Source organism: Azospirillum rugosum (assembly GCF_017876155.1).
Lineage (GTDB): Bacteria > Pseudomonadota > Alphaproteobacteria > Azospirillales > Azospirillaceae > Azospirillum > Azospirillum rugosum.
The window spans coordinates 20,321-35,150 of the sequence record NZ_JAGINP010000018.1 but is presented as its reverse complement, the minus strand read 5'-3'; the positions used below and the strand labels follow the sequence as shown (position 1 = coordinate 35,150).

Below are 14,830 nucleotides of genomic sequence, written 5' to 3'. Positions count from 1 at the left end.
GGGCATCCAACGGGAGGAAACGAGATGAGGAAGACGCTCTTCGCGGCGCTCTGCGCGCTTACCGCCACGACCTTGCCGGCCCAGGCCGGTGACAAGGTCGTGCTGATGCTGAACTGGTACGTCTACGGCGAGCACGCGCCCTTCTATTACGGCAAGGACAAGGGCCTGTACGAGGCCGAGGGCATCGACCTGGAGATCCAGGAAGGCCGCGGGTCCGCCGTGACGACGCAGGCCGTGGCCGCGAAGACGGTGACCTTCGGCTACGTCGACGTGCCGACCATGATCAAGGCGGCCGTGAAGGGCGCGCCGGTGATCTCCCCCGGCGTTCTGCTCCAGGTCAACCCGATGTCGGCCATGGGCTTTGCTGAGAAGAACATCACCAAGGCCGAGGACATCAAGGGCAAGACCGTCGCCATGACGCCGGGCGACAGCATGTCCCAGATCTGGCCGCTGTTCCTGAAGAAGGCCGGCCTGAAGGAGAGCGATTTCCGCGTCGTGTCGGGCGACGCCCAGACCAAGCTGAACGCCGTGATCAACGGGCAGGCCGACCTGCTGCTCGGCTACGTCATGGACCAGAGCATGAAGATCAAGGACGCCACCGGCAAGTCGGTGACGCCGATCCGCTTCTCCGACTACGGCGTCAACATGGTTTCCAGCGGCATCATCGCCAACAAGGACACGTTGAAGGACAACCCGGACCTCGTGAAGCGCTTCATGGCCGCCACCACCAAGGCGGTGGAGGGGGCGGAGAAGGCGCCGCGCGAGGCCGTGGGCGCGATTCTGAAGGCGAACCCCAAGGCCGGGCAGGAAGCGACGCTGCTGGAAGGCTTCGAACTGACCACGCCGCTGTACCGCACCGCGGAGACGAAGAACATGCGGCCCTTCCGCGTCAGCGACGCCAACATGGCCGACAGCGTCACCATGCTGGTCGAATACGGCGGCGTGGACGCGTCGGCCAAGAAGGACCCGAAGGCCTTCTACACCCGCGACTTCCTGCCGGCGGACCCGGCGGCGACCAGCGGCAGCAGCCAGTAACGCGGCCGCAAAGACCTTCTCCCCTGTGTGGGAGAAGGGTTGGGATGAGGGGGCGGCCGAAGGCCGGAAAGGTGTTTCCGCGCCGACGTTTACCCCTCACCCCAACCCCTCTCCCACAAGGGGAGTGGGGCTAGAAAGAATCCGGGAGGGCAGGGATGGCACAGCCTCATTTGAAAGTTGTCGGGTCGGCCGAGGCGGAAACCGCCCGCCTGTCGCAGAAGACCCTGATCCAGATCGACGGCGTGACGAAGACCTACCGCAGCCGCGATGGGGAGGTGCCGTCCCTGCGTCCCATCACCTTCGACGTGCGGGACGGGGAGTTCCTGGTGGTGGTCGGCCCGTCGGGCTGCGGCAAGTCCACGCTGCTGAAGATGGTCGCCGGCCTGCTGCCGGTGACCTCCGGCGCGATCCGCATCGAAGGCACCACGGTGGCCGAGCCGCACGACGACGTGGGCATCGTGTTCCAGAGCCCGGTGCTGCTGGCCTGGCGGTCGGTCCTGCGCAACATCATGATGCCGGTGGAGGTCCGCCGGCTGCCGCGCGACAAGTACCTGGAGCGCGCCCGCGCCCTGATCCGCATGACCGGGCTGGAGGGGTTCGAGAACAAGTACCCCTGGCAGCTGTCCGGCGGCATGCAGCAGCGCGCCTCGCTGTGCCGGGCGCTGGTCCACGACCCGAAGATCCTGCTGATGGACGAGCCCTTCGGCGCGCTCGACGCCATGACGCGGGAGCGCATGAACGTGGAGCTGCAGCGCATCCAGCACGAGACCGGCAAGACCGTGATGCTGATCACCCACTCCATCCCCGAGGCGGTGTTCCTGGCCGACCGCGTGATGGTGATGTCGGAGCGTCCGGGCACCATCGCCGCGACCTACGAGGTCCCGCTGCCGCGCCCGCGGACGCTGGACGTCATGGGCCACCCGGTCTTCATCGAACTGACCCAGAGGATCCGCGCGCATTTCAACGCGCAGGGGCATTTGGACTGAGGCGGACGCGATCATGACCTCGCCACGCGGCCCCCTCCCTAGCCCTCCCCCGCTTCGCGGTGGAGGGGATCCCGTCCCTCTCCCGCGAAGCGGGGGAGGGTGCCCGCGGGAGCGGGCGGGAGGGGGCACCGCACCCCGTCTCCGCATCCGCGCCATAGACCTCTACGAACGCCCCGTCCCGTTCACGAAGCCTTTCCGCTTCGGCGCGGTGACTGTGGAGGCGGCCCCGCAGGCCTTTGTGCGCGCTCTGGTCGATGTGGAGGGCGTCGGCGAGGCTTGGGGCGGTACGGCCGAGATGATGATGCCGAAGTGGTTCGACAAGAACCCTTCCCGGTCTCCGGCCGAGACGGTGGACGGATTGCGGCGGTCGCTGCGCAGCGCGCGGGACGCCTATCGGGCCGAAGACCGGCTGGACAGCGCCTTCGGGCACCACGCGGCGGCCTACGGCGCGCAGGTGAAGGCCTGCCGCGCGGCGGGACTGCCGGACCTGACCGCCGCCTACGGGCCGGCGCTGATCGACAAGGCGGTGCTGGACGGGCTGCTGCGGGCGCTGGGGACGGACTTTTTCACGGGCATGGCGGCGAACGTCGCCGGGCTCGACGCGCGGCTGACGCCGGACCTCGCCGGCTTCGACCTGGACGGGTTCCTCGGCGGGCTGAGGCCGCTCGGCGCGGTGGCGATCCGCCACACGGTGGGGCTGCTGGACGATCCGGAGGATCTGCGCGGCCTGCTGGAGCGGGAGCGGCTGAGCCGCTTCAAGATCAAGCTGGGCGGCGATGTCGCCGCCGATGTGGAGCGGCTGAAGGCCATCGCCCGCGTCCTGGACACGGCGGCAGAGGGCTACCGCGCCACGCTGGACGGCAACGAGCAGTATCCGGACGCCGCGGCGTTGGCCGGCCTGATGGAGGCCATGGAGCGCGATCCGGCGTTGGCGGTCTTCCGCCAGCACCTGCTCTATGTCGAGCAGCCGATCGCGCGGGAGCGGGCCCTGGGTGAACCGTTGGGGTGCCTTGCCAAGCGTGTGCCGCTGATCATCGACGAGAGCGACGACGGCTACGACGCTTTTCCAAGGGCTCGGGAGGTCGGCTACCGGGGTGTCTCGTCCAAGTCCTGCAAGGGGCTCTACAAGGCCCTGCTGAACCGTGCGCGCTGCGCCGCCTGGGGTGCGCCGCACTTCATCTCGGCGGAGGACCTGACCTGCCAGGCGGGGCTTGCCGTGCAGCAGGACACCGCGCTGGTCGCCCTGCTCGGCATCGGCCACGCGGAGCGCAACGGGCACCAGTACGGGAACGGCTTTGATGGGGCGCCGGAGGCCGAGGATTTCCTCAAGGCGCACCCCGGCTTCTACACGGGTGAGGGCGGCACGGTTCGCCTCGCCACGGCGGGCGGGAGCCTGCCGACCGCGACCCTGGCCGTCCCCGGCTTCGCCAGCGCGGCGCAGCCGGCGTGGGACCGGCTGTCACCACTAAAAGAACCAGAGAGTTTCAGGGAGTTCGCACCATGAGCACCAAGCGCCTCGGGATCATCATGCACGGCGTGACCGGCCGCATGGGGATGAACCAGCACCTCATCCGGTCGATCCTGGCCATCCGGGCGCAGGGCGGCGTCACGCTGTCCGACGGCTCCCGCGTCATGCCGGACCCCATCCTGGTCGGCCGCAACGCGGAGAAGATCCGCGAGCTTGCCCAGCGCCACGGGGTGGAGCGCTGGACCGACAACCTGGAAGCGGCGCTGGCGAACCCGGACGACACCATCTTCTTCGACGCCGGCACCACCCAGATGCGCCCGACGCTGCTGGAGATGGCGATCCGCGCCGGCAAGCACGTCTATTGCGAGAAGCCCATCGCCACCAACCTGGAAGAGGCGCTGCGCGTGGTTAAGCTGGCCGAGCAGGCCGGAGTGAAGAACGGCACCGTGCAGGACAAGCTGTTCCTGCCCGGCCTGCAGAAGCTGAAGATGCTGCGCGACAGCGGCTTCTTCGGGAAGATCCTCTCGGTGCGCGGCGAGTTCGGCTATTGGGTGTTCGAGGGCGACTGGCAGACGGCGCAGCGCCCCTCCTGGAACTACCGGGAGGAGGACGGCGGCGGCATCATCCTCGACATGGTCTGCCACTGGCGCTACGTGCTCGACAACCTGTTCGGCCAAGTGAAGAGCGTCTCCTGCCTCGGCGCCACCCACATCCCGGAGCGCTGGGACGAGCAGGGCAAGCGCTACGAGGCGACCGCCGACGACGCCGCCTACGCGACCTTCGAGCTTGAGGGCGGCGTCATCGCCCACATCAACTCCTCCTGGGCGACGCGCGTCTACCGCGACGACCTCGTCACCTTCCAGGTGGACGGGACGCTGGGCTCGGCGGTGGCCGGCCTGACCGACTGCGTGATCCAACCGCGCCAGGGCACGCCGCGCCCGGTGTGGAACCCGGACCAGAAGCAGACCATCGACTTCTACAGCACCTGGCAGCCGGTGCCCGACAACCAGCCGGTCGACAACGGCTTCAAGACCCAGTGGGAGTCCTTCATCCGCCATGTGGTGGAGGACGCGCCCTTCAACCACGGCCTGATCGAAGGCGCCAAGGGCGTGCAGCTGGTCGAGGCCGCGCTGAAGAGCTGGAAGGAGCGCCGCTGGGTCGACGTTCCGTCGCTGACGGCCTGACGGGAGACTTCATCCATGGCATCCATGGCGCACACCATCAAGCTGCCGCGGGCCGACCGCTCGCTGGAGACCTACACGCTGGCGCCCGCGCGGGGGTTCCCCGCGCGCACCGACCGGCCGTTGAACCGCGTGGCCTACGCCGCCGCCCACATGGTGGCCGACCCGCTGGCCGACAACGACCCGTGGCTGACCCCGGCCATCGACTGGGAGCGCACCATTGCCTTCCGCGAGCATCTGTGGGACCTGGGCTTCGGCGTGGCCGAGGCGATGGACACCGCCCAGCGCGGTATGGGGCTGGACTGGAACGCCTCCCTGGAGCTGATCCGGCGGTCGCTGTCGGCGGCGAAGGAGCGCGGTGGCGCTCTCATCGCCTGCGGCGCCGGCACCGACCATCTGGCGCCGGAGGACGCGCGCAGCGTCGACGACGTGATCCGCGCCTATGAGACGCAGGTCGCGGCCGTCGAGGATCTCGGCGGGCGGGTGATCCTGATGGCGTCCCGCGCGCTGGCCCGCGTGGCGACGGGGCCGGAGGACTATGTCCGCGTCTACAGCCGCATCCTGTCCCAGGTGCGCAACCCGGTGATCATCCACTGGCTGGGCGACATGTTCGACCCGGCGCTGGCCGGCTACTGGGGGACCAACGACTTCCCCGTGGCGCTGGACACGGCGGTGGGGATCATCAACGACTTCGCGTCCAAGGTGGACGGGGTGAAGATTTCCCTCCTCGACAAGGAGAAGGAGATCGTCATGCGCCGCCGGCTGGACCCGAGCGTGCGCATGTACACCGGCGACGACTTCAACTACGCGGAGCTGATCGCCGGCGACGAGCAGGGCCACTCCCACGCCCTTCTCGGCATCTTCGACGCCATCGCCCCGGCGGCGGCGGCGGCGCTCGCCGAACTGGCGGCGGGGAACGAAGGCACCTTCCACGAGATCCTGGCGCCGACCGTCCCGCTGTCCCGCCACATCTTCAAGGCGCCGACCCGCTTCTACAAGACGGGCGTCGTGTTCATGGCCTACCTGAACGGCCACCAGGACCACTTCACCATGATCGGCGGGCAGGAGAGCGCACGCTCCACCCTGCATCTGGCGGACATCTTCCGGCTGGCCGACCAGGCCGGGCTGCTGACCGACCCGGAGCGGGCGGTGTGGCGCATGGCGGACGTGATGGCGGTCAGGGGTGTGGAGGCGGTGTGAGCCGCGCTTTTCCCTCTCCCCCCTGGGGAGAGGGTGGCCCGAAGGGCCGGGTGAGGGGGAAACCCTCGCCCCTCTGGGGAGAGGGTGGCGCCGTCAGGCGCCGGGTGAGGGGGCTGCGCTATTGCCGAATGTCCGGCACGCGCGCAACCCCCTCACCCCGGCCCTCTCCCCAGGGGGGAGAGGGAGTGCCCCCTCACCCTAACCCTCTCCCCGCTCTCGGCGAACCAAAGGTTCGCCTGCCGCGTCAGCGCAAACTTCGTTTGCGCGAGAGCGGAGGGGAGAGGGAACAGGATTTCCGGGGAGATACACGATCATGCGCGACTTTTCCGGCGATCATCGCTGGCTGTCGATCAACACCGCCACAGTGCGCAAGCAGGGCGACCTCGTGCAGATCGCGGAGGCCTGCGCGCGCCACGGCATCCGCGGCGTGTCGCCCTGGCGCGACCAGGTGGCCGCGGTGGGGCTGGAGCGGGCGGTGCGGGCGGTGCGGGAGAACGACCTCGCCCTGTCCGGCTATTGCCGCGGCGGCATGTTCCCGGCCGGCCCGGACCAGCGGGGGGAGGCCCGCGACGACAACCGCCGCGCTGTGGACGAGGCGGTGGCGCTGGGCGCGCCGTGCCTAGTGCTGGTGGTCGGCGGGCTGCCGCAATATTCCCGGCCGGGCTCGCCGGAGACGAAGGACATCGCGCAGGCCCGGACGCAGGTGGAGGACGGCATCGCGGAGCTGCTGGAGTATGCCCGCGGCGCCAACCTGCCGCTGGCCATCGAACCGCTGCACCCGATGTACGCCGCCGACCGCGCCTGCGTGAACACGATGCGCCACGCGCTGGACCTCTGCGACCGGCTGGACCCGGCGGGGAGTGGCGCACTGGGCCTCGCCGTGGACGTCTACCACGTCTGGTGGGATCCGGAGCTGGAGGCGCAAATCCGCCGCGCCGGACGGAACCGTCTGCTGGCCTTCCACGTTTGCGACTGGTTGGTGCCCACGACCGACCTGCTGCTCGACCGCGGCATGATGGGCGACGGCGTGATCGACATCCCGCGCATCCGCGGCTGGGTGGAAGAGTGCGGTTTCGCCGGCTTCTCCGAGGTCGAGATCTTCTCGAACCGCTGGTGGGGCCTGCCGATGGATGAGGTTTTGCGCACGTGCATCGCGCGTCACCGCTCCGCGGTCTGACGCAATGCCTAAAATGTGATCGTTTTTCAGAAATAGCCTAAAATACGTGCAAGTCCTATGACGTTGCACAGTGCTTATGCGGATGCCGCCCGGGCGGGCCTGTTGGAATCGCACGATTTTCGGAACATCCCCCGGTGTGGCATCCCATTTGCGAAAGAGTGCCCCGAGGCGCCTGAGGCGGGCGCCTGTCCAACGAACGGGGGGTACTCACAATGCTAAAGTCGGGGCTTAAGACGGGACGTTCCCTTGTGGCGGCTGCGGGCCTCGCGCTCGGGTTCGCGGCGGGTTTCGCCGGGCCTGCGTCGGCCCAGGACACCATCAAGGTCGGTATCCTGCATTCCCTCTCCGGCACCATGGCGATCAGCGAGACGACCCTGAAGGACGTCATGCTGATGCTGATCGAAGAGCAGAACAAGAAGGGCGGCGTGCTCGGCAAGAAGCTGGAGCCGGTCGTCGTCGATCCCGCCTCCAACTGGCCGCTGTTCGCCGAGAAGGCGCGCGAGCTAATCACCAAGGACAAGGTCGCGGCCGTGTTCGGCTGCTGGACCTCGGTCAGCCGCAAGTCGGTTCTGCCGGTTTTCGAGGAGCTGAACGGCCTGCTCTTCTACCCGGTGCAGTATGAGGGCGAGGAGTCCTCCCGCAACGTCTTCTACACCGGCGCCGCCCCGAACCAGCAGGCCATCCCGGCCGTCGACTACCTGCTGGAAAAGGAAAGCGTGAAGCGCTGGGTGCTGGCCGGCACCGACTACGTCTACCCGCGCACGACCAACAAGATCCTCGAAGCCTACCTCAAGTCCAAGGGCGTGAAGGACGAGGACATCAAGATCAACTACACCCCGTTCGGCCATTCCGACTGGCAGAACATCGTCGCCGACATCAAGAAGTTCGGCTCCGCCGGCAAGAAGACCGCCGTCGTTTCCACCATCAACGGCGACGCCAACGTCCCCTTCTACAAGGAACTGGGCAACCAGGGCATCAAGGCGCAGGACATCCCGGTCGTCGCCTTCTCGGTCGGTGAGGAAGAGCTGGCCGGCATCGACACCAAGCCGCTGGTCGGGCATCTCGCCGCCTGGAACTACTTCCAGTCCGTGGACACCCCGGAGAACGCCGACTTCATCAAGAAGTGGAAGGCCTTCACCAAGAACGACAAGCGCGTCACCAACGACCCGATGGAGGCGCACTACATCGGCTTCAACATGTGGGTGAAGGCGGTCGAGAAGGCCGGCACCACCGACAGCAACGCCGTCATCGACAGCCTGGTCGGCGTCGCCGTGCCGAACCTGACCGGCGGCTATTCGGCCATGCTGCCGAACCACCACATCACCAAGCCGGTCCTGATCGGCGAGGTGCAGGAGAACGGCCAGTTCGAGACCGTGTCCAAGACCCCGGGTCTCGTGGTCGGCGACGAGTGGTCCGACTATCTGGCGGACAGCAAGGACCTGATCTCCGACTGGCGCGCGCCGATGTCCTGCGGCAACTTCAACGTGAAGACCGGCAAGTGCGGCGGCAAGGGGTCGTGAGGACTCCTGGGTTCTGAGCCCTTTGGGTTCTGAGTAGGTCGTAGCATTGGGCCCCCTCCCTAACCCTCCCCCATCTTCGACGGGGGAGGGGACTGCCGCCGCTCCGGCGCCAAACTCCTCCCCCCGCGAAGTGGGGGGAGGCTGGGAGGGGGGCCCAACGCGACACGCCCGCATACACTCCGAAGGACCTTCCATGCACCGCGCATTCTGCTGGCTGCTGGCCGCGTTTCTGGCGCTGGCCGCTCCCGCCTACGCCGCCGAAATGGATGCCCGCCTCGAACCGCTGGTCCGCGGGCTCGGCGCGGGGAGTTACGCCGACACCGAGAAGGCCCTCGCCAAGCTCGCCGAGACGGGCGACCCGGCCGCCGTGCCGGTGATCGAGGCGTTGCAGGCCGGCGACCTGCATGTCCGCAAGCCCGACGGCGCGGTGGTCGTCGCCAAGCGCTCCGGCAACGGCTACGCGCTGACCGACCCGGTCACCGGCGCCCCGATCGGCGAGGCGGACCGCAACGCGGTCGAGAAGATCAAGGTCAACAACGCGCTGCGCCGCTCCATGAGCGCGGCGCTCGGCGCCCTCACGCTGATGAGCCCCAACGCCGGCACGCGCTGGCAGGCGGCGGAGGCCGTGTTCAAGAGCCGCGACGCGAACGCGCTGGACGCGCTGAACGCGGCGCTGGCCAAGGAGACGGACGAGGGCGTGAAGCGCGCCATGACCCAGGCGCGCGCCTCCGTGCTGCTGGGATCCTCCGCCCCGGACGACGACAAGCTCGCCGCCATCGAGGTGTTGAAGGACCGCGGCGACCAGGACGCGCTGGCCCTGCTGAACGGCGCCGCGAGTGGCGGCAGCGACGCGGTCAAGGCCGCGGCCGAGAAGGCCGTCGCGGCGGTGGAGAACCGGCTGGCCCTGTGGGGGGCGGCGCAGAATCTGTGGTACGGGCTGTCGTTGGGCTCCGTGCTGCTGCTGGCGGCCATCGGGCTCGCCGTTACCTTCGGCGTCATGGGCGTCATCAACATGGCGCACGGCGAGATGGTGATGATCGGCGCCTACGCGACCTTCCTGGTGCAGGAGGCCTTCCGGGCCTGGGCGCCCGGCCTGTTCGACCTGTCCATCCTGGTGGCGCTGCCCGTCGCCTTCCTGGTTTCCGGCGCGGTCGGCGTGGTCATCGAGCGCAGCGTGATCCGCTGGCTCTACGGACGTCCGCTGGAGACTCTGCTCGCCACCTGGGGCTTGTCGCTGGCCTTGCAGCAAGCGGTGCGCTCCCTCTTCGGGCCGACGAACCGCGAGGTGGGGGCGCCAAGCTGGATGTCCGGCGCCTTTCAGGTCGGTGGGCTGACCATCACCTATGGGCGCCTGTGGATCGTGGTGTTCGCCTTCCTGGTCTTCGCCGCACTGCTGGTGGCGCTGCGCAAGACGTGGTTCGGCCTCAGCATCCGCGCGGTCACGCAGAACCGCAACATGGCCAGCGCCATGGGCATCCGCACCGCGCGGGTGGACGCGCTGACCTTCGGGCTCGGCTCCGGAATCGCCGGGCTGGCGGGCGTGGCGCTGAGCCAGATCGACAACGTCAGCCCGAACCTGGGGCAGGGCTACATCATCGACAGCTTCATGGTCGTGGTGTTCGGCGGCGTCGGCAACCTGTGGGGCACGCTGGTCGGCGCCCTGGCGCTCGGCTCGGTCAACAAGTTCCTGGAGCCCTACGCGGGCGCGGTGCTGGGCAAGATCCTGGTGCTGATCTTCATCATCCTGTTCATCCAGAGGCGTCCGCGCGGCCTGTTCGCGCTGAAGGGCCGGGCGGTGGAGGCCTGATCCGATGCTGACCCGTTTCCTTCTGCTGGGCCTCGACAAGAAGGCCGGCGTGCTTCTGGCGGTCCTGGCCCTGCTGGCCGTCGCGGTGCCGGTGATGGCGCTGGGCACGGCCCCGGACTCCGCCTGGCACCTGTCCACCCACACGGTGGCGCTGCTCGGCAAGTACCTGTGCTTCGCGCTGCTGGCGCTGGCGCTCGACCTCGTGTGGGGCTACGTCGGCATCCTGTCGCTGGGGCACGCCGCCTTCTTCACGTTGGGCGGCTACGCCATGGGCATGTACCTGATGCGCCAGATCGGCCCGCGCGGCGTCTACGGCAACCCGATCCTGCCGGACTTCATGGTCTTCCTGAACTGGAAGGAGCTGCCTTGGTACTGGCACGGCTTCGACCAGTTCTGGTTCGCCGCGATCATGGTGGTGCTGGTGCCGGGTGCCTTGGCCTTCGCCTTCGGCTGGTTCGCCTTCCGCTCCCGCGTCACGGGCGTGTACCTGTCGATCATCACGCAGGCGCTGACCTTCGCGCTGATGCTGGCCTTCTTCCGCAACGACATGGGCTTCGGCGGCAACAACGGCCTGACCGACTTCAAGGAGATCCTGGGCTTCGACATCCAGGCCGCCTCGACGCGCGTCGGGCTGTTCGTGGCGACGGTGGTGGCGCTGGCGATCGGCTACGTCCTGGCCTCCAGCATCGTCGCCTCGAAACTGGGCAAGGTGCTGGTTGCCGTGCGCGACGCGGAGAGCCGGGTGCGCTTCCTGGGATACGAGACGGAGCGTTACAAGCTGTTCGCCTGGACGCTGTCGGCCTGCATGGCCGGCGTGGCGGGCGCCCTCTACGTGCCGCAGGTCGGCATCATCAACCCGTCGGAATTCTCGCCCGCCAGCAGCATCGAGGCGGTGATCTGGGTCGCCGTGGGCGGCCGCGGCACGCTGGCCGGCGCCATCCTGGGCGCGGTGCTGGTGAACTTCGGCAAGAGCTACTTCACCGCGGCCCTGCCGGAGCTGTGGCTGTTCGCGCTGGGCGGCCTGTTCGTGCTGGTCACGCTGTTCCTGCCCAAGGGCATCCTGGGCCTCGCCGCGCAGCTGCGCCAGCGCCTGCCGTCGCGCGGTGCCGTCGCCGCCAAGCCGGCCGACCAGAAGGGGGTTTGACATGAGCGCCGAAGACACCCTGCTGTACCTGGACGGCGTGTCGGTCAGCTTCGACGGCTTCCGCGCGCTGAACAGCCTGTCGCTGCTGATCGAGCCTGGCGAGATGCGCGCCATCATCGGCCCGAACGGGGCCGGCAAGACGACCATGATGGACGTCATCACCGGCAAGACGCGGCCCGACACCGGCACCATCCTGTTCGAGGGCAAGACCGACCTGACCGCGATGCGCGAGGCGGGGATCGCCAACCTGGGCATCGGCCGCAAGTTCCAGCGCCCGACCGTGTTCGAGAACCACACGGTGTGGGACAACCTGGAACTGGCGCTGAAGGCGCCGCGCCGGCCGCTGAAGACGCTGACCTACGCCGTCAGCCGCGACGACCGCGTGCGGATCGAGGAGATCCTGGACATCACCCGCCTGTCGCCCAAGCGCGAGCGCCAAGCCGGCAGCCTGTCCCACGGCGAGAAGCAGTGGCTGGAGATCGGCATGCTGCTGGCCCAGGACCCGAAGCTGCTGCTGGTGGACGAGCCGGTGGCCGGCATGACCGACGCGGAGACGGAGCAGACCGCCCGCCTGCTGAAGGACATCGCCGGCAAGCATTCGGTGATCGTGGTCGAGCACGACATGGTCTTCGTCCGCGAACTGGGCGTGAAGGTGACGGTCCTGCACGAGGGCTCGGTGCTGGCCGAAGGCTCGCTGGACGCGGTGAGCGCGAACCAGCAGGTCATCGACGTGTATCTGGGGCGGTGAAGTGTCGTGACGGTGAGGGGTTTCCACCACTAAGACACAAAGGGCACAAAGAATTTCACTAAGGGATTCGGGCCGATGGTAAGGCCGATCCGGTTTTGATCGTCTTTGTGATCTTCTTAGTGTTCTTTGTGTCTTAGTGGTGAATCGTCCGCCCCGCGACGCGTTGAGGGAAAACAAGAGGCACGAAGCGCATGCTCGACGTTCGTTCGGTCGATCTCCATTACGGTGCGGCGCAGGCGTTGCGCGGGGTCTCGCTGACGGCCGAGGTGGGCAAGGTCACCTGCCTGCTCGGCCGCAACGGGGTGGGCAAGTCCTCGCTGCTGCGCGCCATCGTCGGGCTGAAGCCGGTGTCCGGCGGCGCCATCACGTGGGACGGCGGCGACATCACCAAGCTGGCGCCTTACGAGCGTGCCCGGCGCGGCATCGCCTACGTCCCGCAGGGGCGCGAGATCTTCCCGCTGCTGACCGTGCGGGAGAACCTGCTGACCGGCTACGCGCCGCTGAAGCGCGCCGACCGCTCCATCCCCGACGAGGTGTTCGAGCTGTTCCCGGTGCTGAAGTCCATGCTGGACCGGCGCGGCGGCGACCTGTCGGGCGGGCAGCAGCAGCAGCTCGCCATCGGGCGGGCGCTGGTGACCCGGCCGAAGCTGCTGGTGCTGGACGAGCCGACGGAGGGCATCCAGCCGTCCATCATCAAGGACATCGGACGCGCCATCTCCTATCTGCGGGATAAGGGCGGCATGGCGATCCTGCTGGTGGAGCAGTATTTCGAGTTCGCCCGCGACCTGGCCGACGACTGGGCGGTGATGGAGCGCGGCGAGGTCATGCTGGCGGGCAGCCGCGACGGCTTGGTGGAGAGCGAGGTTCGGCGGTACCTGACCGTCTGACGCGCCTTCACTCCCGGTATCCTCGCGGCGGCAGCGGCCCGGCCTGGCGATCTGTGCTTCCCACGCGAAGCCGGAGCGCCGCCGCCGCGGGGATGGCTTCTTCTGTGATGGCTGGCTTGTCGATTGTTGCCCTTGGCGATAGCCGGCGATGCGCTACCATCGGGACAGTCTTTCTTTGCCAAGGCAGTTCCGAATGTCGCGTGCCCTTTCCGTCGAACCCGTCCTCGAACAGGTCGACCGCAGCTTCGAAGAATCCGTCGGCCGCCTCTGCGACCTCCTGCGCATCCCCAGCGTCAGCACCAACCCGGCCCACAAGGGCGACGTGCGCCGCGCCGCGGACTGGCTGGCGCGCGAGCTGACGGCGCTGGGCTTCGAGGCCTCCGTGCGCGAGACGCCGGGCCACCCGATGGTCGTCGCCCACCACCAGGGCCCCGGCGGCGGCAAGGACGTCCCGCACGTCCTCTATTACGGCCACTACGACGTGCAGCCAGCGGAGCCGCTGGAGCTGTGGAACAGCCCACCCTTCGAGCCGGCCATCGTGGAGGCGGAGCACGGCCGCCGCATCGTCGCCCGCGGTGCGGTGGACGACAAGGGCCAGGTGATGACCTTCATCGAGGCCTTCCGCGCCTGGCACGCCGTGCACGGCACGCTGCCGATCCGCGCCACCGTCCTGCTGGAGGGCGAGGAGGAGACCGGCAGCCCCAACCTGCTGCCCTTCCTGAAGGCCAACGCGGAGGAGCTGAAGGCCGACGTCTGCGTCATCACCGACACCAACAGCTGGAACATCGAGACGCCTGCCATCACCACGCGGCTGCGCGGCCTGCTCTACGTCGAGGCGACGCTGTTCGGGCCGAGCCACGACCTGCATTCGGGCATGTTCGGCGGCGCCGTGCTGAACCCGATCAACGCGCTGACCCGCATCCTGGGCCAGATCCACGACGACCAGGGGCGCGTCCGCTTCCCCGGCTTCTACGACGACGTGGCCGAGCCCACGGACGAGGAGAAGGCGATGTGGCGCGACCTGGGCTTCGACGAGGCGGCCTTCCTGGCCGGCGTCGGGCTGAAGACGCCCGTGGGCGAGGCCGGGCGCAGCGCGCTGGAGCGACTGTGGTCGCGCCCGACCTGTGACCTCAACGGCATCTGGGGCGGCTACACCGGCGAGGGCTCCAAGACGGTGATCGCGGCCAAGGCCTCGGCCAAGCTGTCCTGCCGTCTGGTGCCAGCGCAGGACCCGGAGAAGATCCTGGCCGGCATCAAGGCTTTCCTGGAGGAGCGCACGCCGGCCGACGGCCGCTGGGAATTCAAGGTGTTCAGCCATTCGCCGGGCGTCCAGGTGCCGACCGACAGCCCCTACCTGCGCGCCGCCATGGCGGGGCTGGGCGACGTCTACGCCAACAAGCCGGCGCTGGTCGGCAGCGGCGGGTCGATCCCGGTCGGCGGCTACATCCGGCAGGCGCTGGGCTTCGATTCCATTTTTGTCGGCTTCGGGCTGGAGGATGACCGCATCCACTCACCGAACGAGAAGTTCGAGGTGAAGTGCCTGCACAACGGCATCCGCTCCCACGCGGCGATGCTGGCGCGGTTCGCGGCGTTGTAAGGGTTGCAATTCTTCACGGATTTCGCGGATTTGAGCACGGATGACACGGAGATTGTTCGAACGTGCCGAGCGCTTGCTGA

Annotated in this window: 12 protein-coding genes; all 12 read left to right on the top strand. The window is 68.4% G+C overall.

Annotated features, from left to right (window positions below):
- Positions 1 to 24: 24 nt before the first annotated feature.
- The 12 genes from J2851_RS22810 (at position 25) to J2851_RS22755 (ending at position 14,750) form a co-directional block, all read left to right on the top strand.
- Entirely contained in the window at positions 25 to 1,035 is a 1,011-nt protein-coding gene (locus J2851_RS22810) for an ABC transporter substrate-binding protein (RefSeq protein WP_209769112.1), read from the top strand.
- A gap of 155 nt (positions 1,036 to 1,190) precedes the next feature.
- Positions 1,191 to 2,021 carry an ABC transporter ATP-binding protein gene (locus J2851_RS22805; RefSeq protein WP_209769110.1) on the top strand — a complete coding sequence of 277 codons (831 nt, stop codon included), beginning with the start codon at positions 1,191 to 1,193 and terminating at the stop codon, positions 2,019 to 2,021.
- A gap of 238 nt (positions 2,022 to 2,259) precedes the next feature.
- Entirely contained in the window at positions 2,260 to 3,525 is a 1,266-nt protein-coding gene (locus tag J2851_RS22800; RefSeq protein WP_307420182.1) for an enolase C-terminal domain-like protein, read from the top strand.
- The gene (locus tag J2851_RS22795; protein ID WP_209769109.1) at positions 3,522 to 4,673 is read left to right on the top strand and encodes a Gfo/Idh/MocA family protein; all 1,152 of its coding nucleotides are present in this window, start codon (positions 3,522 to 3,524) and stop codon (positions 4,671 to 4,673) included. The genes J2851_RS22800 and J2851_RS22795 overlap by 4 nt, the downstream gene beginning before the upstream one ends.
- A gap of 15 nt (positions 4,674 to 4,688) precedes the next feature.
- Entirely contained in the window at positions 4,689 to 5,870 is a 1,182-nt protein-coding gene (locus tag J2851_RS22790; protein WP_417281620.1) for a dihydrodipicolinate synthase family protein, read from the top strand.
- Positions 5,871 to 6,183: 313 nt separating this feature from the next.
- On the top strand, positions 6,184 to 7,047 hold the full coding sequence (locus J2851_RS22785; protein ID WP_209769108.1) for a sugar phosphate isomerase/epimerase family protein: 864 nt from the start codon (positions 6,184 to 6,186) through the stop codon (positions 7,045 to 7,047).
- A gap of 212 nt (positions 7,048 to 7,259) precedes the next feature.
- Entirely contained in the window at positions 7,260 to 8,567 is a 1,308-nt protein-coding gene (gene urtA, locus J2851_RS22780) for an urea ABC transporter substrate-binding protein (RefSeq protein WP_209769107.1), read from the top strand.
- A 193-nt stretch (positions 8,568 to 8,760) separates the two neighbouring features.
- Positions 8,761 to 10,374, top strand: a complete 1,614-nt coding sequence (gene urtB / locus J2851_RS22775) for an urea ABC transporter permease subunit UrtB (RefSeq protein ID WP_209769106.1) — start codon at positions 8,761 to 8,763, stop codon at positions 10,372 to 10,374.
- Positions 10,375 to 10,378: 4 nt separating this feature from the next.
- Positions 10,379 to 11,518 (top strand): urea ABC transporter permease subunit UrtC, encoded by a 1,140-nt coding sequence (gene urtC / locus J2851_RS22770; RefSeq protein WP_209769105.1) that lies wholly within the window; start codon positions 10,379 to 10,381, stop codon positions 11,516 to 11,518.
- Position 11,519: 1 nt separating this feature from the next.
- Positions 11,520 to 12,266, top strand: coding sequence for an urea ABC transporter ATP-binding protein UrtD (urtD, locus tag J2851_RS22765; protein ID WP_209769102.1), 747 nt, complete (start codon positions 11,520 to 11,522; stop codon positions 12,264 to 12,266).
- 191 nt (positions 12,267 to 12,457) lie between these two features.
- Positions 12,458 to 13,153 (top strand): urea ABC transporter ATP-binding subunit UrtE, encoded by a 696-nt coding sequence (gene urtE, locus J2851_RS22760; protein WP_209769101.1) that lies wholly within the window; start codon positions 12,458 to 12,460, stop codon positions 13,151 to 13,153.
- A 193-nt stretch (positions 13,154 to 13,346) separates the two neighbouring features.
- Complete coding sequence (locus J2851_RS22755) at positions 13,347 to 14,750, top strand: dipeptidase (RefSeq protein WP_209769099.1); 1,404 nt, start codon at positions 13,347 to 13,349, stop codon at positions 14,748 to 14,750.
- The last annotated feature ends 80 nt before the right edge of the window (positions 14,751 to 14,830 follow it).

Bases quoted from the DNA above. Each gene is read 5' to 3' on its own strand.
- J2851_RS22755 (WP_209769099.1), top strand. From the start codon at position 13,347: ATGTCGCGTGCCCTTTCCGTCGAACCCGTCCTCGAACAGGTCGACCGC.
- J2851_RS22795 (WP_209769109.1), top strand. From the start codon at position 3,522: ATGAGCACCAAGCGCCTCGGGATCATCATGCACGGCGTGACCGGCCGC.
- urtC (WP_209769105.1), top strand. From the start codon at position 10,379: ATGCTGACCCGTTTCCTTCTGCTGGGCCTCGACAAGAAGGCCGGCGTG.
- J2851_RS22785 (WP_209769108.1), top strand. From the start codon at position 6,184: ATGCGCGACTTTTCCGGCGATCATCGCTGGCTGTCGATCAACACCGCC.
- urtA (WP_209769107.1), top strand. From the start codon at position 7,260: ATGCTAAAGTCGGGGCTTAAGACGGGACGTTCCCTTGTGGCGGCTGCG.
- J2851_RS22805 (WP_209769110.1), top strand. From the start codon at position 1,191: ATGGCACAGCCTCATTTGAAAGTTGTCGGGTCGGCCGAGGCGGAAACC.
- J2851_RS22810 (WP_209769112.1), top strand. From the start codon at position 25: ATGAGGAAGACGCTCTTCGCGGCGCTCTGCGCGCTTACCGCCACGACC.
- J2851_RS22790 (WP_417281620.1), top strand. From the start codon at position 4,689: ATGGCATCCATGGCGCACACCATCAAGCTGCCGCGGGCCGACCGCTCG.
- urtE (WP_209769101.1), top strand. From the start codon at position 12,458: ATGCTCGACGTTCGTTCGGTCGATCTCCATTACGGTGCGGCGCAGGCG.
- urtD (WP_209769102.1), top strand. From the start codon at position 11,520: ATGAGCGCCGAAGACACCCTGCTGTACCTGGACGGCGTGTCGGTCAGC.
- urtB (WP_209769106.1), top strand. From the start codon at position 8,761: ATGCACCGCGCATTCTGCTGGCTGCTGGCCGCGTTTCTGGCGCTGGCC.